General features: G+C 66.7%; 18 protein-coding genes and 1 tRNA gene. 16 read left to right on the top strand and 3 right to left on the bottom strand.

Going from position 1 to position 20,240, the window contains the following annotated elements; translation table 11 throughout:
* The first annotated feature begins 61 nt into the window (after window positions 1-61).
* The 8 genes from ASD66_RS20560 (at window position 62) to ASD66_RS20595 (ending at window position 4,077) form a co-directional block, all read left to right on the top strand.
* Window positions 62-298 carry a type II toxin-antitoxin system VapB family antitoxin gene (locus tag ASD66_RS20560; RefSeq protein WP_056686033.1) on the top strand — a complete coding sequence of 79 codons (237 nt, stop codon included), beginning with the start codon at window positions 62-64 and terminating at the stop codon, window positions 296-298.
* Window positions 295-729, top strand: a complete 435-nt coding sequence (locus tag ASD66_RS20565; RefSeq protein WP_056892065.1) for a type II toxin-antitoxin system VapC family toxin — start codon at window positions 295-297, stop codon at window positions 727-729. The genes ASD66_RS20560 and ASD66_RS20565 overlap by 4 nt, the downstream gene beginning before the upstream one ends.
* A 19-nt stretch (window positions 730-748) precedes the next feature.
* Window positions 749-1,666 (top strand): Ppx/GppA phosphatase family protein, encoded by a 918-nt coding sequence (locus tag ASD66_RS20570; RefSeq protein ID WP_321163515.1) that lies wholly within the window; start codon window positions 749-751, stop codon window positions 1,664-1,666.
* A gap of 43 nt (window positions 1,667-1,709) precedes the next feature.
* Window positions 1,710-2,021, top strand: a complete 312-nt coding sequence (locus tag ASD66_RS20575) for a hypothetical protein (RefSeq protein ID WP_056892067.1) — start codon at window positions 1,710-1,712, stop codon at window positions 2,019-2,021.
* A gap of 7 nt (window positions 2,022-2,028) precedes the next feature.
* On the top strand, window positions 2,029-2,874 hold the full coding sequence (locus ASD66_RS20580; protein WP_056892068.1) for a uracil-DNA glycosylase: 846 nt from the start codon (window positions 2,029-2,031) through the stop codon (window positions 2,872-2,874).
* Between the two features lie 25 nt (window positions 2,875-2,899).
* The gene (locus ASD66_RS20585; RefSeq protein WP_056892069.1) at window positions 2,900-3,427 is read left to right on the top strand and encodes a glycine cleavage system protein R; all 528 of its coding nucleotides are present in this window, start codon (window positions 2,900-2,902) and stop codon (window positions 3,425-3,427) included.
* Window positions 3,424-3,990 carry a peptide deformylase gene (gene def / locus ASD66_RS20590; RefSeq protein WP_082599636.1) on the top strand — a complete coding sequence of 189 codons (567 nt, stop codon included), beginning with the start codon at window positions 3,424-3,426 and terminating at the stop codon, window positions 3,988-3,990. The genes ASD66_RS20585 and def overlap by 4 nt, the downstream gene beginning before the upstream one ends.
* A 13-nt stretch (window positions 3,991-4,003) precedes the next feature.
* Window positions 4,004-4,077, top strand: a tRNA-Leu gene (locus tag ASD66_RS20595).
* Between the two features lie 161 nt (window positions 4,078-4,238).
* On the opposite strand, the gene ASD66_RS20600 is transcribed toward ASD66_RS20595, so the two are convergent.
* Together ASD66_RS20600 and ASD66_RS20605 are read right to left on the bottom strand one after the other, a co-directional pair.
* A complete protein-coding gene (locus tag ASD66_RS20600; protein WP_056892070.1) occupies window positions 4,239-5,381 on the bottom strand; it encodes a glycosyltransferase in 1,143 nt (380 codons plus the stop codon).
* 278 nt (window positions 5,382-5,659) lie between these two features.
* Window positions 5,660-6,088, bottom strand: a complete 429-nt coding sequence (locus ASD66_RS20605) for a DUF5990 family protein (RefSeq protein WP_056892071.1) — start codon at window positions 6,086-6,088, stop codon at window positions 5,660-5,662.
* A 250-nt stretch (window positions 6,089-6,338) separates the two neighbouring features.
* Between ASD66_RS20605 and ASD66_RS20610 the strand changes: the two genes are divergently transcribed.
* Window positions 6,339-9,803 (top strand): Ig-like domain-containing protein, encoded by a 3,465-nt coding sequence (locus ASD66_RS20610; protein ID WP_056892072.1) that lies wholly within the window; start codon window positions 6,339-6,341, stop codon window positions 9,801-9,803.
* A gap of 271 nt (window positions 9,804-10,074) precedes the next feature.
* On the opposite strand, the gene ASD66_RS20615 is transcribed toward ASD66_RS20610, so the two are convergent.
* Window positions 10,075-11,379: a hypothetical protein gene (locus ASD66_RS20615; protein WP_156388826.1), complete on the bottom strand. Its 1,305-nt coding sequence runs from the start codon at window positions 11,377-11,379 to the stop codon at window positions 10,075-10,077.
* Window positions 11,380-11,729: 350 nt separating this feature from the next.
* Between ASD66_RS20615 and ASD66_RS20620 the strand changes: the two genes are divergently transcribed.
* The 7 genes from ASD66_RS20620 to ASD66_RS20650 all read left to right on the top strand — a co-directional run bounded on the left by ASD66_RS20620 (window position 11,730) and on the right by ASD66_RS20650 (window position 20,239).
* Window positions 11,730-12,620, top strand: coding sequence for a Bax inhibitor-1/YccA family membrane protein (locus ASD66_RS20620; RefSeq protein ID WP_056892074.1), 891 nt, complete (start codon window positions 11,730-11,732; stop codon window positions 12,618-12,620).
* Window positions 12,621-12,854: 234 nt separating this feature from the next.
* Window positions 12,855-13,292, top strand: coding sequence for a TadE/TadG family type IV pilus assembly protein (locus ASD66_RS20625; protein WP_082599637.1), 438 nt, complete (start codon window positions 12,855-12,857; stop codon window positions 13,290-13,292).
* Window positions 13,292-14,959: a Tad domain-containing protein gene (locus ASD66_RS20630; RefSeq protein WP_056892076.1), complete on the top strand. Its 1,668-nt coding sequence runs from the start codon at window positions 13,292-13,294 to the stop codon at window positions 14,957-14,959. The genes ASD66_RS20625 and ASD66_RS20630 overlap by 1 nt, the downstream gene beginning before the upstream one ends.
* A gap of 43 nt (window positions 14,960-15,002) precedes the next feature.
* Entirely contained in the window at window positions 15,003-15,779 is a 777-nt protein-coding gene (cpaB, locus tag ASD66_RS20635; protein ID WP_082599638.1) for a Flp pilus assembly protein CpaB, read from the top strand.
* Window positions 15,776-16,960, top strand: a complete 1,185-nt coding sequence (locus tag ASD66_RS20640) for an AAA family ATPase (protein WP_056892078.1) — start codon at window positions 15,776-15,778, stop codon at window positions 16,958-16,960. Before cpaB ends, ASD66_RS20640 begins: the two co-directional genes overlap by 4 nt.
* Window position 16,961: 1 nt before the next feature.
* Entirely contained in the window at window positions 16,962-18,347 is a 1,386-nt protein-coding gene (locus ASD66_RS20645) for a CpaF family protein (protein WP_056892079.1), read from the top strand.
* Window positions 18,344-20,239 (top strand): type II secretion system F family protein, encoded by a 1,896-nt coding sequence (locus ASD66_RS20650; RefSeq protein ID WP_056892080.1) that lies wholly within the window; start codon window positions 18,344-18,346, stop codon window positions 20,237-20,239. The genes ASD66_RS20645 and ASD66_RS20650 overlap by 4 nt, the downstream gene beginning before the upstream one ends.
* Window position 20,240: the final 1 nt, after the last annotated feature.

The following is a 20,240-nucleotide window of genomic DNA, read 5'->3' on the forward strand; positions in this document are numbered from 1 at the left end:
ACGGAGTGAACCGGACCGCACGGAAGTACGGGAGTATGGGTCCACTGGTATGGTGAGCAGTATGAAGACGACGATCGAGATTCCCGACGAGCTTGCGGCGGAGGCCAAGGCGCTCTCCCGCACTCAGCGGACCACGTTGCGCGAGTTGATCGTTGCCGGGCTGCGAGCCGAGCTGCAGCGCCGCAGCGAGAGCGGCCCGCGTGTTGACTTCGTCTTTCCGACCGTCAAGGGCGAAGGGCTGCTTGCTGGCATCACACCCGCTGACGCGATCGCCCGGTCCTACGACCTGCCCGCATGATCGCGGTCGACACGAACGTCCTGGTCTACGCGCACCGAGAGGACAGCCCCCATCACGCTCCGGCGGCTGCGGCCCTCCACGGACTCGCGACGGGCCGGGCCGCTTGGGCGATTCCCTGGCCGTGCGTCCATGAGTTCCTGGCAGTCGTCACGCATCCGCGCATCTATCGGCCCGCCACAGCGCCCGACGTCGCCTTGGCAGCTGTTCGGCAGTTGGTGGATCTGCCCAACCTTCACATGATCTCCGAGTCGCGCGACCACGCCACCATCCTCGCCGATCTCTTGGACAACACCTCGGTCGTCGGCCCCAAGGTGCACGATGCGCGCATCGCTGCCATCTGCCTGGGCCACGGTGTCGAGACCCTGTTGAGCGCGGACCGGGACTTCTCGTGGTTCCCGGCGCTGAACGTGGCCAATCCGCTCGTGACCTGACCCGCCTACGATGGCGCGCGTGACGAACCAGGGCGAGCAGACCAACACCGTGGCGGCGATCGACTGCGGCACCAACACCATCAAGCTGATGATCGCGAACCTGCCCGACGTGCTGGTTCGCGAGACCCGGATGGTGCGCCTGGGCCAGGACGTCGACCGCACCGGCCGGCTGGCCGACGAGGCGCTGGCCCGCACGTTCGCCGCGATCGACGAGTACGCCGCACTCATCGAGCAGCACCCGGTCAAGAGGCTCCGGTTCTGCGCCACCTCGGCCAGCCGCGACGCCTCGAACGCCGACGTGTTCGTCGCCGGGGTGCGTGAGCGCCTCGGCATCGAGCCCGAGGTGGTCGCCGGCCACGAGGAGGCCCGGCTCGCCTTCGACGGTGCGGTCCGCAACCTGCGAGAGGCACCCAAGACGCCCGTGCTGGTGGTCGACATCGGCGGTGGGTCGACCGAGCTGATCCTCGGCACCGACCGGCCCGAGCAGGAGTTCAGCATGGACATGGGCTCGGTGCGCATGCACGAGCGCCACCTCCACTCGGATCCGCCGACGGCCGCCGAGATCGCCGCCGCCACGGAAGACATCGACGCGCATCTCGACCGGTGCCCTGTCCCTGCAGGTGACGCGGCCACCGTCGTCGGGGTCGCGGGCACGATCATCACCCTCGCCGCCGGCGTGCTCGACCTGCCGACGTACGACCGCGAGCGCATCGACCAGTCGGTGATCCCGGTGGCCGGGCTGCACGAGTTCACCGAGCGGCTGCTGGCGATGACTCATGAGCAGCGGCTCGCGCTGCCCTACATGCACCCGGGCCGCGCCGACGTCATCGGCGCCGGGGCGCTGGTGCTCGACCGGGTGCTGAGGCGTACGACGGTCGAGACCCTCGTGGTCTCCGAGGCGGACATCCTCGACGGCATTGCCTGGTCGATCAGCTAGAGCGATACGGTCGAGGCACCACACGCTCACGAGGGAGGACGACATGTTGAAGCTCATCAAGGTGCTGTTCTGGATCGCCATCGGCTACGTGCTCGGGGCCAAGGCCGGTCACGAACGCTACGAGCAGATCGCCCGGGCCGCGGGCAAGGTTCGCCAGAGTCCGCCGGTGCAGGCCGGAGTCGCCAAGGCCGAGGAGACCGTGCGGGCGCAGGCCCCGGTCGTGAAGGAGAAGGCGGCCCACGTCGCCAGCGCCGCGGCGGAGAAGCTGCCGTTCGGACACTCCGAGCCCGGCGGCGCGCACCTCGCACCCGACGCCGGCTCCAACGGGCTGGGCACCAACGGAACTGGCTCCTGACGCCCACGTGGCCGAGCTGCTGCCGCATCCGCTGACCGGGCAACCGTTCGGCTCGCCGGTGCCGCCCGGCACCGGCTGGCCCGACGACCCCGCGTCGCCCGACACGGAGGTCGCCCACACCGCCGACGACGTACGTCGACTCGCCCGCGAGGCGTCCTTGTCCGAGCTTGATGCGGGAGTCTCGGTGTGTGCGGCGTGCCCGCGCCTGGTCACCTGGCGTGAGGACGTCGCCCGTGACAAGCGGGCCAGCTTCGCCGACCAGCCCTACTGGGGCAGGCCGATCGCGGGATGGGGCGAGGAGCACCCGGGGATCGTGATCATCGGCCTGGCTCCGGCGGCCAACGGCGGCAACCGGACCGGGCGCATCTTCACCGGCGACCGTTCGGGGGACTGGCTGTTCGCCGCGCTGCACCGGGTCGGGCTCGCGGCCCAGGCCACCTCCGAGCACGCCGGCGACGGGCAGCGGCTGATCGGTGCGCGCATGGTCGCGACCGTGCGGTGCGCCCCGCCCCAGAACCGGCCGACCACCCAGGAGCGCACCATCTGCTCGCCGTGGATCGAGCGCGAGATCGAGCTCCTGGCGCCGACGGTCAAGGTGGTCGTCGCGCTGGGCGGCTACGGCTGGGACGCGACGCTGCGGTCGTTCCGTGCGGCCGGCTTCGACGTACCGAGGCCGAAGCCGAAGTTCGGCCACGGCGCGGAGGCCACTCTCGGTGCCGGGTCCGCCCGCGGCGACGGCGTCACCCTGCTGGGCTGCTTCCACCCCAGCCAGCAGAACACGTTCACGGGTCGGCTGACCGAGGAGATGACCGACGCGGTGCTGGCCCGGGCCAAGGAGTTGGCCGGCGAGTGAGTGGGCGGGGCACGGGTCCGGCAGAATGGGCGCCGTGACTCTCCACGCCATCACCGTCCTCGGCCACGACCGCCCCGGCATCATCGCCGAGACCACCGCAATCCTCGGCGGACTCGGGCTGAACCTCGAGGACTCCTCGATGACCCTGCTGCGCGGCCACTTCGCGATGACGCTGATCAGCGCGGGCGACGCCGACGTCGACACGGTCGAGGCGGCGCTCGCTCCGCTGGCGTCCGGCGGCGACCTCACGGTGTCGGTGCGCGAGCTCCCGGTGGAGAGGGTCGCGGACCTGGCTGGTACGTCGTGGGTGCTGAGCGTGCACGGCGGAGACCGCCCCGGCATCGTGTCGTCGGTGGTGTCCCGGGTCGCCGAGGTGGGCGGCAACATCACCGACCTGACCACGCGACTGGCCGGAGACCTCTACGTCTTGGTCGCCGAGGTGGACCTGCCGAAGGACGTCGACTCCGACGCACTGCTGGTGTCGCTGCGGGAGACCGCCGCCGAGCTCGGGGTGGGCGTGAGCCTGCACGAGGTCGAGGCCGACGAGCTGTGAGCTCGGCGGACCTCAACGACGAAGTCGCCGCGTGGACCGAGTCCTCGCTGGCTGTCGAGGGGCGCGTGCTCGAGGTGGTCACCGCCCCGGCGTCCGTGCTCTCCACCGTGGGCGCCGACGTCGACCCGACCTCGCCCGAGATCGTGCAGCTGGCCGCCGACCTGGTCGCCACGATGCGGGTCTCGCCCGGCTGCGTCGGCCTGGCCGCGCCCCAGGTGGGGGAGTCGGTCAAGGTCTTCTGCGTCGACGTCTCCGAGCACCCCAAGACCCGCGACCACCACGGCACCTTCGTGCTGTGCAACGCCGAGGTCGTCGAGTCCTCCCGCAACGAGAAGGCCCGCGAGGGCTGCATGAGCGTTCCCGACTTCACCGGTGACGTGAAGCGGGCGACGCGGGTCGTCGTACGCGGGCAGCTGCCGGGGACCGGTGAGACGGTGACCCTGCGCGCCAACGCCTTCGAGGCGCGTGCGCTGCAGCACGAGATCGACCATTGCGACGGCCTGCTGTTCCTGGACCGGGCCGCCGGCGCGCACGCCATCCACGCCCGCAAGACCTACTTATAGTCGGGACCCGGGAGCCCCCGTATCCCAACTGGCAGAGGAAGAGGTCTTAAAAACCTTTCAGTGTGGGTTCGAACCCCACCGGGGGTACGTCAGATCGGCCGGCCGGCCCGCTCGGCCGCGGCTTGCGCCGCCGACCGACCACGATCGTGCACACGTCGTGTTGTGACCACGATTTCGCGAATTCCTGCGTCACAACAGCCCACCTGCATGATCGTGGTCGCTCAGCAGCCGACCGCGTCGGCCCGAGGTCAGTGCAGCAGGCCCTCGAGCAGCGGTACGACGGCAGTGGCCGGCGGCAACGCGTTGACCTCGGCCTGGACGCGCTGTGCGGCGGAGCGGAACAGGTCGTCGTTGAGCACGTCGTCGACGGTGTCGGCGAGGTCGGATGCGGTGACCTCGACCGCGTCCAGCTCGACGGCCACGCCCATCGCCACGGCCTGCTCGGCGTTGTGCGGCTGGTCGGCGCCCAGGGGCAACAGCACCGACGGCAGTCCGTGGGAGAGCGCGCCCATCAGGCTGCCGGATCCGCCGTGCGAGATCACGAGGTCGCAGGTCGGCAGCAGCGTGGCTTGGGGCACGAACCGCTCGATCCGCACCTGGGGCGGCTGGGGTCCGAAGGAAGCGGGGTCGAGCTTGCTGCCGACGGTGACGACCACGTCCGCGTCGACCTTGCTCAGCCCGGCCAGCACCCGCTCGATCAGGTCACCCGACGCGCCGCCCATGACCGTGCCCAGGGTGAAGTAGACCTGCGGCCTGGGGTGACGGGCTCGTACCGGCACTGCGTCGCCGGGCCGGTAGAGGAAGGCATCGGTAGGCAGCGGATGCTCGGGGTGGCGCAGGCTCGGCAGGAACGGGGAGAGCACCAACGCGCCGTGAAGCCGTTCGAGTCCGGGGTCTGCGGGAAGTCCGTGCTCGGCGCGCACCTCGTCGAGCACCGGCGCCACCAGGTCGCGGCGCAGCAGCGCGCCCGAAGCGAGCACCAGCACCGTCGCGCACGGCACCCCGCAGCGCTCGGCGGCGACCGCGGAGCCGAAGTCGGCCTCGTCACGCACCACGACATCGGGCACGAACTCGCCGATGATCTCGCGCAGTGCGGTCGCATGCCGCCGCGCGCCCCTACCGGCGAAGTTGTCGGCGAACTCGCGCTCGGCGGCTTCGCGGTCGGCCGGCTCGAGGGGAGAGTCGTCGCGCAAGCCGGTGTTCGGGTCGCCGCCCGGTGGGTGGGGATCGCTGGTGCCGAAGGCGGTGAACCCGGCGCCACGGACGACGTCCAGCAGCTTGCCCGACCCGGCGACCGCCACCGTGTGGCCGGCCGCCTCGGCTGCGCGGGCGATCGGGACGAGCGGCCAGAAGTGGCCCTGTCCGCCGATGAACGTGAAGAGGATCCGCATCCCGGCCAACCTACTCCCGGGGCCCCCGTTGGTTGAGGAGGTCGCCGCGCCTTCGTTGGTTGAGGAGGTCGCTCTGCGACCGTCTCGAAACCAAAACCCGCTCGGGTTTGGCGCCGGCGTACTCTGGGTAGCGAGTCTTTCGGGTGGGCAGGGGGTCTACTACAAGGAGGACAGCCGTGAGCGAAGTCTTCGGTCTGTTGCTGACATTCGCCCTGTTTCTCGGCGTCATGGGACTCACCTTCCAGGCGTACGGCGAATGGGCCCGCCGCAAGAGGTAGTTACTCCACGCTCCACTCGATCGCCGGCGCCCGCACGCGTGCGCAACGCGGGCAGCCATAGTCGTCGGTGAGGTGGACCCGGGCCACGAGCACGCGGTCTGCGTCCTTGTCAGCGACAGAGACCAGCGCCGCATCGATGTCGTCGACCATCAGCTTGGCCCGGCGGAACATGCCCCACTCGCCGTCCGACACGTCGCCCCACGTCAGGTAGAGGAAGCGCTCGCCGCGGCGACCGTGCACGGCCTCGCCGCGCCAGTCCGGGCCGTCGTCCGTGGGCACGACGCGTACGTCGAACTCCCAGCTCGCCTCACGCGCGTCACCCCGCACCGGTTCGTGGGGGAGCCGGCCCACCTGCACCGCCACGTGCACGTTCGTGTGCTCGGCGTACGCCCGGCCCGGCAGGTGGTGGCCCTCGATCCGCACGCGCATGCCTCGATCCTCTCCGTTGGTTAATGAGGCGCGCCAGCCCTCCCAGGCCGGGATGGTCGCCGCGCCGCCGATCGGACAGTTCATATAGTCCGATCGGACCACCTTTCAGGCTTTCGCCTCGGAGGCCGGCCCCTGTGCCTAGCGTGAGTGCGATCTGTCATCGCTCAGCAGGGGGTCCCGGGTGTCCAGTCACTCCACCACGACGTCTGCACGTCGTCACTGGCTCGCCGCTCTTGTGGCCCTAGGGGCTGTGGCCGCTGCCTCTCTGACCGGTGTGTCGAGCGCGAGTGCAGCGGTCGGCCGCCCCACGAACCTGGCACCCGACGGCGCCATCTCCAGCAGCACGCCAACCCTCTCGTGGTCGCGTCCCAGCGGCGCCGTGAAGTTCGAGGTGGAGGTCGACAACGACAGCGACTTCGGTTCGCCCGGGTTCACCACGACGACCACCAACACCCGTGCCGTCCCCACCGTCCTGCTGTCCACCGGAGAGCAGAACTGGCGAGTGCGTGCACTCAACTCGGCGGGCTTTGCGTCCGGATGGGCGGTCTCTTCCTTCGACATCGCCCAGATCGCGGCCCCGACCCCGATCTCGCCCGTGGACAACGCTCCCCTGAAACAGCCCGTAGACCCGCCGCTGCTCTCGTGGACCGGCACCCAGGGGGCGACGTCGTACGTCGTCGAGGTCGACACCGAGGACGACTTCGTCGGTGCCAAGTCCTACACGACCAGCACCACTTCCCTTGTGGTGCCTGACCCGCTCGAGGCCGGCACCCGCTTTTGGCGCGTCCAGGCGGTCAAGGGCTCGGGGGTGGTCTCCCAGCCGTCTCCAGCGGTCAGCTTCACGGTCCAGTCGATCAAGTCGGTCACGATCACCGGTCCGGCGAACAGCGCAGACGAGGAGGTCACCGACGTCGTGCTCGACTGGGAGCCCGTCGACGGTGCGCAGTACTACCAGCTCCAGGTTGCCACCGACGACGCCTTCCAGACGATCGTCGACAACAAGGAGAATGCCAAGGTCTACGGCACGAAGTACTCCCCGGCGATCACCTACGACAACAACCAGTACTACTGGCGGGTGCGAGCCGTGGACCTCGCCGGTCAGCCGACCGCCTGGACCGAGACTGAGAACAATTTCAACCGGGTCTGGAAGAACCGCCCCGAGGCGGTGTTCCCGGCCGGCGACGGTCTGCAGCACGTGAGTGGTGCGCCGTACTTCCAGTGGACCCCGGTGACCCACGCGACGCAGTACCAGCTCGACGTCGGCACCGATGCGAACTTCTCGCCGAACACCTTCGAGACCTGTCAGACCGCCGGGACGACGTACACCCCGGGCAACTTCGTGGTCACCGGGTCCTCCGCCTCCGTGCGGCCCGACGAGGACTGCGTCATGGACCCGGGCACCATCATGTATTGGCGGGTCCGTCCGCTCGACCGGCCGTTCACCAAGCCCGGCGTCCCCGGAGTCCAGGGCATCTACTCGGCCACCCAGTCGTTCGTCTACGACGCCGCCTACTTCTCCGGAGTGAGCCCGGCCAACGGTGCCACCGTCGACGTGCCGACCTTCCGGTGGAACGCGGTCAAGGGCGCCGCGAAGTATGACCTCACGATCAAGAACAGCAGTGGCAGCAACGTCAAGACCGCCACCACCTACTCGACGTCGTACACACCGACGGCCGTCCCCCGGCTCACCGCGGCCGCAGGCCCCTACACGTGGACGCTCAGGGCCCTCGACTCGACCGGCGTCGCCTCGGTGATCGAGCAGCGGTCTTTCAACGTGAGTGGCGACATCCCGACGACGGGCGTCGCTCCACTGACCGCGCTCGCCGGACGCCTCAGCGACCCGGCCACCACCCGAGCCCCAGCGTTGACCTGGGAGCCGCATCCGGAGGCCGACCACTACAAGCTCTCCGTCGGTGTTGCCGGGTCCGGCACCTTCTACACCGAAGACGCATGGTCCGACGACGTGCTGGGGCTGAAGCTTCCCTACCCGGCGGTCACCGACACCTCGAGCCACTTCTTCCTTCCTGGTGGCTACGACTGGAAGGTCACGGCCTACACCGCCGGCGGGGCCATCATCGAGGTGGGACCGACCAACACCTTCCGGATCGCGGACTTCGCACCCGTGCAGGGCCAGCGCCTCGCCCTCGACGGGCAGGCCCTCGACGCGGGCACGACCTGTGGTGCCGCTTTGTGCGACGGCGTCCCGGCCACTCCCGTGCTCTCTTGGGACCCGCAGCCGGACATCGCGTTCTACATCCTCTACATCTCTGAGGACGCCAACTTCACCAACCTCGTCGAGACCACCATCCCGGGGACGACGAACACCCGCTATGCGTTCACGATGAGCAACAACCGGGCGGCCCTTCCCGAGAGCCAGGCCGGCAGCGCCTACTACTGGCACATCAGGCCCTGCAAGGCCCTCAACGTCTGCGGCCCGGACCCGGTCTCCAGCATCGGCACGGGATCCAAGTCCTTCCGCAAGCAGTCGCCCCCCGTCAAGCTCACCGGGCCCGCATCTGACTCGGATCCGACCGGAGAGAACGTGTCCAGCAACGAGGTGACCTTCGAGTGGGAGGACTACTTCGTGACGAACCAGGCAACGACGTGGTGGGCGACCAGTGAGAAGAGCCCACAGGCGGGCATGCAGTACCGGATCCAGGTGGCCACCAGCCCGACGTTCTCCGGAGCCACGCTGATTGACGATCAGAAGGTGGACCAGACCACGTACACCGCAGTCACCAAGCTCTACCCCGAAGGCACCCTGTACTGGAGGGTTCAGGCCATCGACGCCGAGAGCAACGGGTTGGCCTGGTCCGCGCCGCGAAGCCTGGTCAAGGAGAGCCCGCGGGTCCTCCTCGAGGCACCGGCCAACGGTCAGACGGTATCGGGCACGGCCGCCTTCCAGTGGGCGTCGCAGGCGTTCACCGGCTCCTACCGCGTCGAGGTCTACAAGAACAACGACACGACCTTCTCGACCGCGAACCGGGTCTTCTACAAGGACGTCAAGACCTCGGCCTACGCCTGGGACCAGCCGCTGCCGCCGTCGAGCGTCGCCTATCGCTGGCGGGTCCGTCGCACCGACTCCAGTGGCAATCCTGGGCAGTGGTCTTCGGCCGGCAGCTTCCTGTCCAAGGGAGCCGTGCCGACCCTGACGGCGCCTGCCTCCGGGGTGTGGGTCAGCCCGAACGCGTCGCTGTTCAGTTGGGGTGAGGTGCCGGGCGCCACGACGTACAAGCTCGAGATCCGCAACGACGCCAGTTCCCGCAACTGGAAGACGATCACCACCGCAGCCAACGCGTGGGCTGCCACCGAGCCGGTCCCCGACGGGTCCTACAAGTGGCGCGTGACCGGCATCGACGCCAAGCGGAACGCTGTCGGCTCCTCCGCGTGGCGCGCGTTCCGGGTCGACGGCACACGCCCCACGGTGACGTCGGCGACCCCAACGTCGACGGCGAGGGCCGGGACCAACGTCGGTGTGCGCTTCAGCGAGCGGGTCGCCGGGGTCACCACATCGACCTTCAAACTGACCCTCCGCGGCTCCACCACCCGGATCCGGGCCGTCCTCCGCCTCAACTCGACTCGTACGGCGGCGACCCTCAACCCGTCGGCGAACCTCAGGCGGGGCAAGTACTACCGCGTGACGGTCTCGTCGGGCATCAAGGACGTCAAGGGCAACGTTCTCGTCGGCAAGACCTGGACGTTCAAGGTCAGCTGACCCTTGCCGTCGCAATGCGCTTGCTCGGCCGGATACCTCGATGGCGTGGCCAGGTCGCTGCCCGGTGAGTCGTGCGGATTACCTCCGTCACGGGAACCTGGTGGTCGACGTGGGAGTCAAACCGCGGCGTATGGGCGACTCAAGGTGGTTGTCACCGTGCCAGGATCTCGCGCCTCCAGTCGAGTGCACGTCAGATCGTGTCAGGGTGCTTGCCAGGCGTCCTGAAGTCGTGGAGGCGTGAATCGAGAAGGAGTCGAACCCGAGGCCGCGTTCAGCTGTTGCTGCAGTACGGAGTCTTGTCGATGACGACTGGACGGAAGAGAAGGAATTTGTACTCCCACCACTCGAGCGGGGCGAATTTGGTCTGGCCCGCCCGCGGACCAAACGTCACCGTCTTTCCGTGGAGGTCTCCCGTGACTTCCAGGTCGGGATTGTCCATGGCCATTCTTCGAAGACTCATGAGCGGAATGCCGATGTGCCCGCCGCCGGCGGTTTCGATCGCGTCGTCGTTGGTTGACTCCATTACGACCAAGTCCTCCTGCCAGTCCGTGAGGTGAACAGTCGGAATCAGAAGTGGGTTTGGTGCCGTCCCCTCGGTGCGAATACCAGAGAACATCGTGAAGACTCCCGTCGTACGCCCTCCGAGGTAGGGGCTCGCAGCCCACAACACCGTCAGAACGATCACGGGAACCTGCACCCACAGAACGCGGCCAAAGGCCTTCGTGGTTCGAGCCGCACGCCAGGTCAGGAGCACTCCGAGCATCATGCCGCCGAGATACAACAAGCAGAACGTGAACACGATCGCCCTGGCTGCGGGTGTCAGGTAGCCCAGGAACCCGAAGGCGAGAACGGCCAACGTCGCAGTGACCCAGGGCAGCCGTCGGGCATCGCGAACGACGCTCGAGCGGTCGGTGACGCGTTTGATTCGATCCAAGACGTGGTTGATGTCTTCGATGGAGAGAAAGAGGAGGAACAACGCGAACAGAGCTGACGAGAAATCCGGGACTGCAAACCCCGGGCTCGCACTGAGCATGAAATGGAAGATCATCGCCACGCGGACGCCGTGGCGTCGGGTGAATGGCAGAACCAGCAAGATCGGGATTGAAGTCTCAGCGACCATCACGGATATTGCCCAGAACGGTCCAAGCTCCATGCGTGGTGTCAACCCGAAGCTGGCGAGGCTGGCAATGGCTCCGGCGCAACTGGTGACCGGCTCCATGAATGTGCTGTTGTACTTGGCCAAGGCAGAAGCGCTGTAGGCGACCAGCATGATCACACGCACGGCAGGAAACGATGCGGCGAGAGCATCGAGGTTCGCGGACCGCCGACGTGCCATGGTGATCAGGATCGCGAGGTTCACGAACGCGAGGAGTGCCCAATGGTCGGGACTGAACGGCATCTCGGCGACAAAGTCTGCGATCTGGGCTGTGAGCATCACACAAAGCCAGCGGCGCGACGTCGGTCGAAGGATCAGCACGGCCGCGGCGACAACCACACCAATGTTGAAGGGTGAATCCAGACGCGACCCAGTGTTGACGGCGAGATGGATGACATGGGCGCACGCCCACATTCGCACGAACAGGACCGTGGATCTGTGAAGAGGGTTGGCCGACTCGGATCCACCGGATGAACGGTCAGCGCGTGACAGTACAGAAGGCCATGGCATGCGCTCGCCCTGCTCTCACTACGGTCGACGTGTTCACCGGTCAATTAGCGCATGGCACGACGAATCTCGCAGGAGGTTCGACAACTTCGCGCCACCTTGTGTCCTGGTCCTGGTTCAGGAAAACGTGCAGCGAACCTACGTTCGGGAACAACTGCTCGGAGCCGTTCGTTTTCACTCATGCAGGCAGCCCCTAGACTGAAGATGCACGTGGGAGTCGTCAGAGCGACGGCACCGCCCCGGCCTCCAAGGAGGAGACCACCATGAAGAGCAACAACCCGGTGTTCAACCGCTCGCCCGAGTTCAACGGGCAGGCCAACGCCTATGGCAACCAGACGTACGCCGGCAACGGCCAGACGCACGGCGGCTACGGACAGCAGCCTGTCTCCGACCCGTCGCAGTGGGGCACCGGTGCTCCCGGCCAGACCGGCTACGGACAGGGCCAGGTCGACCAGGGCCGCATGACGATCGACTCGGTCGTGCAGAAGACCGCGATCTCGCTGGGCCTGGTCATCGTGACCGCGCTCGCGACGTGGATCCTCACGCCCGAGATCAAGGACAACGCCAACCTGACGCAGAGCGACCTCAACCAGCTGATTGCTGCGGTGACGATCGGTAGCCTCGGCGCCTTCGCGCTGTCCATGGTCAACTCCTTCAAGCGCAGCGTCAGCCCGGCCCTCGTGCTGCTCTTCTGTGCGTTCGAGGGTGTCGCCCTCGGCGGCCTCAGCAAGCTGTTCGACGCCCAGTTCGGTCAGGGTGTGGTCAGTGGAGCCGTGATCGGCACCTTCGCTGCCTTCGCCGGCACGCTCGCTGCCTACAAGTTCTTCAACATCAAGGTCACGGCCAAGTTCCAGAAGTTCGTGATCGCGGCAGTCTTCGGCATGATCGGCCTCTCGCTGATGGAGCTCGTGCTGGGCATGTTCGGCGCCCAGATCGGCCTCTTCGGGGTCAGTGGCCTCGGCATGGTCACCGCCTTCGCCGGCCTGATCCTCGGTGTGTTCATGCTGATCATGGACTTCGACTTCGTGGAGAAGGGCGTCGCCGCCGGACTCCCGGAGAAGGAGTCCTGGCGTGCAGCGTTCGCGATGACCGTGAGCCTGGTCTGGATCTACACCAACCTGCTGCGCATCCTGGCGTTCTTCAGTCAAGACTGACACATCTGACACCCCAGTGCCGCCACGGCGGACTTCACGAGGCGCTCCCCAATTTTGGGGAGCGCCTCGTTGCATCTACCCGTCTTACCCATTTCGTGTCACTCCGGTCTAGTCCATACGGGTGGTCTCTGTGGACAAGAGGGCCTAAATAAGGGCTTTCATGTATCTGGCTCTCCGCAGGCACCTAATGTCCGTTTTGGCCGGGGGGTTGGCCGGAGACCAAGGGGTGGGCAGATGTGTGGGGAACACAAGCGAGCACGCAAGCGCAATGAGCGCGGTGCGGCTGCTGTCGAATTCGGCTTGATCGCCGTCATCCTGCTGACCCTGCTGATCGGGATTATTCAGGCATCCATCTTCTTCTGGGCCTACCAGACTGGCGCCAACGCCGCACGTGAGGGGGCCCGGCAGTACGCCGTGGACCCGTGCAACGCCGATGCGAGCGACAATGTCGCCAAGGTCAAAGCCTTCGTCGGTGGTGCAGCGTCGGGTGCAATCACCGTCACGCCCACTTTCAGCAAGGGCCCGGGCAACACCGGCGCAGGCAAGGAGCCGGGCGACCAAGTGACGGTGAGGGTGAAGTTCAAGTCACCCTCCATCGGCGGCTTCCTGCCCGAGTTCCCTGACGTCGAGAAGACCGCCTCGGCTCGCATCGAATACGTGGGAGGCTGCTGATGAAAAGTTTCCTGGGACTCGACCGGCCGCGCGGCGAGCGCGGCGCCTCGGCAGTGTTGTTCGCGCTCCTCGCATTGGTTCTCTTGGGTGTCGGCGCGGTCGCCGTCGACATGGGCCAGGTCTATGCGAAGCGCGCGTCGTTGCAGAGCGCTGTTGACCAGGCGGTTCTGGCGGCGGCACCCGAGATCGACGGCACCAACGTGTGCACCCCTCTCTCCAAGGAGATTGCCGCGGAGTATCTCCTCAAGAACTGGATCGACCAAGGTGGCGACCCGAAGGCCCTGGGCGACATAAAGCTCGACGGCACGCTCAAGGGCGGGAACGTCAAGTGCTCCGGATGGCGCATCGAACTGACCGCACCCGTGGCCAAGGTGAACTTCGGTCTTGCGAAGGCGGTCTCGGATGTCGACTCCGTCAACGTGCCGGCGTTCGCCGCAGCAGAGGTGAAGTCGCCGCCGCGCAACGGCAACATGCCGTTCTACGCCAGCTCCACCTGCAACTATGGTCAGCAGATCCTCTCCCAGGACTCCAACGGCCACGGCAGCCCTCCGGTGATTCCGTTGACGCCGACGACGCCGACCCTGACAAACGCGAGCCCGACCGGGTTGTCGACCAGCCTGTCGCCGGTGGGCACGTCGCTGCCGGGTTTCGTGATCACCGGCACCAACCTCACCGGTGTGACCAAGGTCGGTTTCACCAATGCCTCGGGCGATCACTGGGAGAGCCCCGGTGGCGGCACCACGATGACCGTCAACTCGAACACGAAGATCACCGTCTCCACCGTGCCGAGCGACGTGATCAACAACGACGACATCTGGTATGTCCGGGTCTTCAAGGACAACAAGTGGTCGGCAACAGACGGCAACGCGACCAGTGGGGTCAAGAAGCTGACCATCGGCGACGAGAAACTGTTCTGCCAGGGCAGCGAGCAGGGCAACTTCGGCTCCCTCTATATCGACCGCAATGACGGCAAGACCGCCGGAGGAGGACCGAACGGCATGCTGGCGCTGAACGTGGCCCTCGGGCTGTCGCACAGCCTGGGCACCATGCCAGGCGCGCCGAACGCGCCGAACCTCTGCAGTGGTGTTGCTGGTGCGATCCAGACCGCGACGAATGGCCAGAACTGCCTGTCGACCGACACAGGTCTGCCTGCCAACGCACTCGGCGACGGTCTGATCAACGGAGTATCGGGATACCCGGGAAGGCTGGTTCGGCCGGCGACGTCACCGTGCAGTCGGCCGAACACGAGTGTTGGCGGAAAGAGTCTCAACGACGACGTGCTCAGTTGCTTCTTCACCAACTCTTCTGTGCGCGTGGGCGACGTGACCCAGGCCAGCTACGACGGCGGGCCCGTGATCAGCCCCGACATCTTCAAGTCGCCGCGGTTCCTGTGGGTGCCGATCATCACAGAAGCGCCGAACGGCAAGAAGGACGTCTCGGTGCAGGGCTTCCGGCCTGGCTTCATCACAGACCAGCCAGCCTCGGCGACCAAAAACTCGCCGGGCACTGTCCCGACTGAGAACGGGATCGACCTCAACGGGACCAAGGTCCGCGAGCTGCGGGTTTGGTTCCTCAACGAGAAGGCACTGCCTGACACGGCCCTCGCCGAGGGCGGCGAATCCGAATACACGGGCACCGGAGCCAAGGTAATCGTCCTCGTCGACTGACGACTCGGGGCGAACAAGACATCAAGCGACAAGGACAACACTCATGGGTAGACGCTCAATCCTCCTGATGGCAGCGCTCTTCATCGCAGCCCTGGGCACAGCGATGATCGTGATGTACGTACAGGGCATCGACGCCCGGGCCACCGAAGGCCAAGAACTGGTCGAGGTGCTCACCGTCACGGACACCATCGACGCAGGCGAGTCCGTCAAGGACGCGCAGTCCGCCGGGAAGTTCGAGACCGCTGAAGTGGTCCGTGACGACATGGTCGACGGGGCCCTGACCTCGACGAACTCGATCACGAACGACGTAGCTCTGGGCGCGATCTATCCGGGTGAGCAGATCATCAGCAAGAAGTTCGGGGCCGCGGGTTCCGAGGCTGCCCTGAACATCCCGGACGACAAGTTGGCCATCAGCGTCGACCTCACGGACCCGGCACGCGTGGCTGGTTTCGTGATTCCGGGCTCCGAGGTGGCGATCTTCGCGTCCGGTGACCCGGAGGCGATCAAGGCCGACGGCAGCACCCAGAAGCTCTCGACCTACACACGTCTGCTGGTCTCGAAGGTGCAGGTGATCGGTGTCGGCACGACGACGATCACGTCGAAGACCACCAAGACCAAGGACGGTCAGACCACGGAAGAGATTCCGCGCACGATCCTCACCCTCGCAGTCGACCAGGAGCAGGCCGAGAAGCTGATCTTTGCTGACCGCAACGGCGACCTCGCCTTCGCGCTGCTGAGCGAGAAATCCAAGGTCAAGGACGGACCGGGCGTTGTCGTCCGCGACATCATGCCGGAAGTCTTTGCGGGGATCGGGCAATGACCACCCTGGTTGAGCAGGACCCCGAACTGATCCGCCTCGTGCGTGAGGAGCTGGGTGCTGACGTGAGCGTGGTCGACTCGCTCGACCGTTTGCAGGAGCACCTGACGCAGCACCTGCACGAGTACGCCGTCGTCCTGGGTACCTCTGTCGACGCGGGCTCGGCAGGTGCCTTTGCAGAGGCCAGCCGCATCCAGCGCCCCGCCCTCGGCGTGATCATGCTCAGGCCGGCGGTGGACTCTGATGTGCTGGCCAGCGCACTGCGCTCCGGTATGCGCGACGTGCTAGCGGCCAACGACCTTGCCGGTCTGGGCGGGGCCGTCGGGCGGGCTCGAACCCTTGCGCACGCAATGATCGGCACAGCCGATCGCACCGCCGATGCGACTGACGGTGCGCTGTTCACGGTGTTCTCCACCAAGGGCGGCGTGGGCAAGAGCATGGTGGCCACCAACGTGGCGGCATCGCTGGCCGACCAAGGTCACAGTGTGTGTCTCGTCGACCTCGACGTGCAGTGTGGCGACGTGGCGATCATGCTGCAACTGACTCCACTGCACACGTTGGCCGACCTGACCCAACTGTCGGGTCGCATCGACGCGAGCGGCATCGAGTCCCTGCTCAGCCAGCATTCGGAGCGTCTCAGCGTTCTGGCGGCGCCCGTGCAGCTCGAGACCCATGTGCAGCCCGACCAGGTGTCCACGGTGCTGGCGACACTGAAGACGATGTTCGAGGTCGTGGTGGTTGACACCTCCGGCGCCTTCGACGACCACGCGCTTGCGGCTCTCGACCACAGTGAGCTGCTCGTAGTGGTCGGCACTCTCGACATCCCCTCCTTGAAGAGCCTGAAGCTTGCCGCGGGCACCCTCGACCTCCTCAACTTCCCGCGTGAACGCTGGCGTCTGGTGCTCAACCGTGCCGACTCCAAAGTAGGCCTGTCTGCCAAGGAGTTCGAAGAAACCCTGGGCGTCGACGCCACGATCAGCCTGCCGTCGAGCCGCGACGTTCTCGCGGCGGTCAACCGTGGTGAGGCGATCGTCCGCTCGAACTCCGGCCACCAGATCAGCAAGACCCTGGCCGGTTTCGCCGGTCAGTTGTACGCCGACGCTGCCCCGGCTCCCCCTCAGGAGTCGGCAGGTGGCTCCCGACGGGGAAGCCGACGCAAGCTCCGGATGAAGAAGGTGAGCTGACATGGCACTTGCAGACCGCATCCAGGCGGCACAGCGCAGCATGACCCTGGTGAACAGTGACCCCGAGGCGGGTGTTCCGGCGGGTGACCGCGCGAAGCGCCCGACGCTTCGCGATCCTTTCGCCGACCTCAAGAAGGTCGTCCACGCCCAGTTGGTGACGGCACTCGGGCCGAAGCTCTACGACGTCAACATGACGGCCAGCGAGCTCGAGGTTCAGGTTCGAGCCGCGCTGCAGACCGCCATCGCCACTACTGACCAGCCGATGTCCGGCGCCGACCGCACGCGCATCACCCAAGAGATCGCCGACGACATTCTCGGCTACGGTCCGCTGGAGCCGCTCCTCCGCGACCCCGACCTCACCGAGGTCATGGTCAACAGTGCCACGGACATCTTCGTGGAGCGCAGTGGCAAGCTCACCCGGGTCGATGCAGTCTTCAGCGATGAGGCGCATCTGCGACGCACCATCGACAAGATCGTCGGCAAGATCGGCCGCCGTGTCGACGAGGTCAGCCCGATGGTGGATGCGCGCCTTCCCGACGGCAGCCGTGTCAACGCGATCATCCCGCCGTTGGCGCTGGATGGTTCCAAGCTCACGATCCGAAAGTTCTCCGAGGACCCGTACACCGTCGAGGACCTGATCTCCTTCGACACCCTGAGCCGAGAGTCGGCCACGCTGCTTGAAGCGTGCGTCAAGGGACGCCTCAACATCCTGGTCTCGGGTGGAACCGGTGCCGGCAAGACCACGACACTCAATGTGCTCTCTTCTTTCATCCCTGAGGACGAGCGCATCGTCACCATCGAAGATGCCGCCGAACTTCGGCTCCACCAGGAGCACGTGCTTCGCCTCGAGTCTCGCCCGGCCAACATCGAAGGCAAGGGCGCCGTCCACATCCGCGACCTGGTGCGCAACTCCCTGCGCATGCGGCCCGACCGCATCGTCGTCGGTGAGATCCGTGACGCGTCCGCGCTCGACATGCTCCAGGCCATGAACACCGGCCACGACGGTTCCATCTCGACCGTGCACGCCAACACCCCACGCGATGCGCTGTCGCGAGTCGAGACAATGGTGATGATGGCCGGGATGGATCTGCCGGTGCGCGCTATCCGTGAGCAGGCCTCGAGTGCCATCGACCTGATCATCCAGCAGACCCGTCTCAAGGACGGCACCCGTCGGATCACCGCGATCACCGAGGTGATCGGCATGGAAGGCGACGTCATCACGTTGCAGGACGTCTTCCTTTTCGACTACGCCGCCGGGTTCGACGAGCACGGTCGTGCACGGGGTCACCTCAAGTCGACCGGGTTGCGCCCGCGGTTCCTCGACCGCCTGGCCGATCACAACGTGCACGTCGACCCGGCGGTCTTCGCGATGGGGGCTTACCGGTGACCAAGCGCCGCCTGGCTCGGGCCGCAGCCACGCTCGGGGCAGTGGGGATCGTGCTTTTCGCATCGCCCGCCCACGCGGCCGATGAGATCAACATCGATCACGTCGAGTCCGCGGACGGCAAGGTGTCGGTGTTGGTCGCGGTTGACAAGTTGCCCGGTGGTGCCACGCCCGACCTGGACGCGGTGACCGTGACCGTCGACGGGGACCCGGTAGACGCCACGGCGAAGACTGTCGAAGCGGGAGAGATCGAGCGGACCACGGTGCTCGCACTCGACACGAGCCGGAGCATGCGTGGTGCACCCATCGAGGACGCGAAGGCTGCAGCCAAGGCGTTCCTCGACGCGGCCCCTGAGGACGTGAAGATCGGCCTGCTGACCTTCTCCGGCACAGTGCAGAGCACCATCGAGCCAACCACCGATCACGCCACTCTGGCGGCGGCCATCGATGACATCAAGTTGACCCTCGGAACCCGCGTCTACGACGCAGTCGTCGAAGCCGTCGACCTCGCCGGAGTCGACGGAGCACGCAACGTGTTGGTGCTCTCTGACGGCAAGGACCAGGGTGGCGGTGCGCCGATCGCGGACGCGATCGCCTCCGCGACCGACAAGCAGGTTGTTGTCGACGTGGTGTCCCTCGACCAGAGCCCGGCCGACCGAGCGCTGCTCTCCCAGATCTCCGATGCCAGTGGCGGCAGCGTCATCGACGCTGACCCAGCGTCGCTCGAGGGCGTCTTCACCGCCCAGGCCGACGCTCTGGCCAGCCAGGTGCTGGTCACCTTCCCGGCTCCCAAGAAGTCCACTGACGAGGTCAACCTCGCGGTGCAGCTCACCGCGGGCGGCGCGACGTACGACGACTCGGCGCTGGTCACGATCGCGGTGGCCGATCAAGGGCCGCAGGCGGTCTCGCACGGCGAGGCGAAGGTCGGCAAGGGTGCCCTACTGCTCGGGGGACTGGCGCTCGGCGTCGGTCTCGCGATCCTGCTCGCCATCGTGATGATGGGTGCCAAGGGCCCGAGCGAGAACCAGCGGCGTCTCGCGGTGTACCTCGGCGAGGCCAAGCCCGGAGGCAAGGGCAAGCGCGCGGGGGAGGCTGCGCCGGCCAGCCTCAAGGAGTCCGCGGTTGCCCTGACCGAGAACTTCGTGAAGGGGGACTTTGAACAGAGGCTGAACAAGCGTCTCGCCGGCGGAGGAGTCTCGCTGACCGCTGCCGAGTGGCTGTTGATCCATGCTGGCGTGGCGGCTGCTGCGGGACTCATCGGACTAATCCTCGGTGGTGGTCCGGCCATGGTGGTCTTCCTTGTCCTCGGTACCATCCTTCCCTGGCTCTACCTCAGGCGTCGGCACAGCAAGCGACTGGCTGCGTTCAACTCCCAGCTGGCAGAGACGCTCACGCTCATGGCGGGCGGACTCTCCGCGGGATTGTCGATGCCGCAGGCGATCGACACCGTCGTGCGCGAGGGCATCGAGCCGATGTCCGGTGAACTACGGAGGGCTCTGGTCGAGCAGCGCCTCGGCGTACAGATCGAGGAGGCCCTTGATGGCGTCGCGGACCGGATGGAGAGCGAGGACTTTGCCTGGGTCGTCATGGCGATCCGGATCCAGCGCGAGGTCGGCGGCAACTTGTCGGAGTTGTTGAACACCGTGGCGAACACGCTCCGCGAGAGGGAGTACCTCCGTAGGCAGGTCAAGGTGCTCAGTGCCGAAGGACGCATGTCCGCCTACGTGCTAGGTGGCATGCCAATCGTGCTCTTCCTCTACATGCTGTTGGTCCGCCCAGATGCGGTCCGCCCGCTCTACACCGAGCCCCTGGGGTACGCGATGAGTGCGGCGGCGATCACGATGCTCCTCGGTGGATTCTTCGTAATGTCAAAGATCGTCAAGGTGGAGGTCTGAG

The organism is Nocardioides sp. Root151 (assembly GCF_001427925.1).
Classification (GTDB): Bacteria; Actinomycetota; Actinomycetes; order Propionibacteriales; family Nocardioidaceae; genus Nocardioides.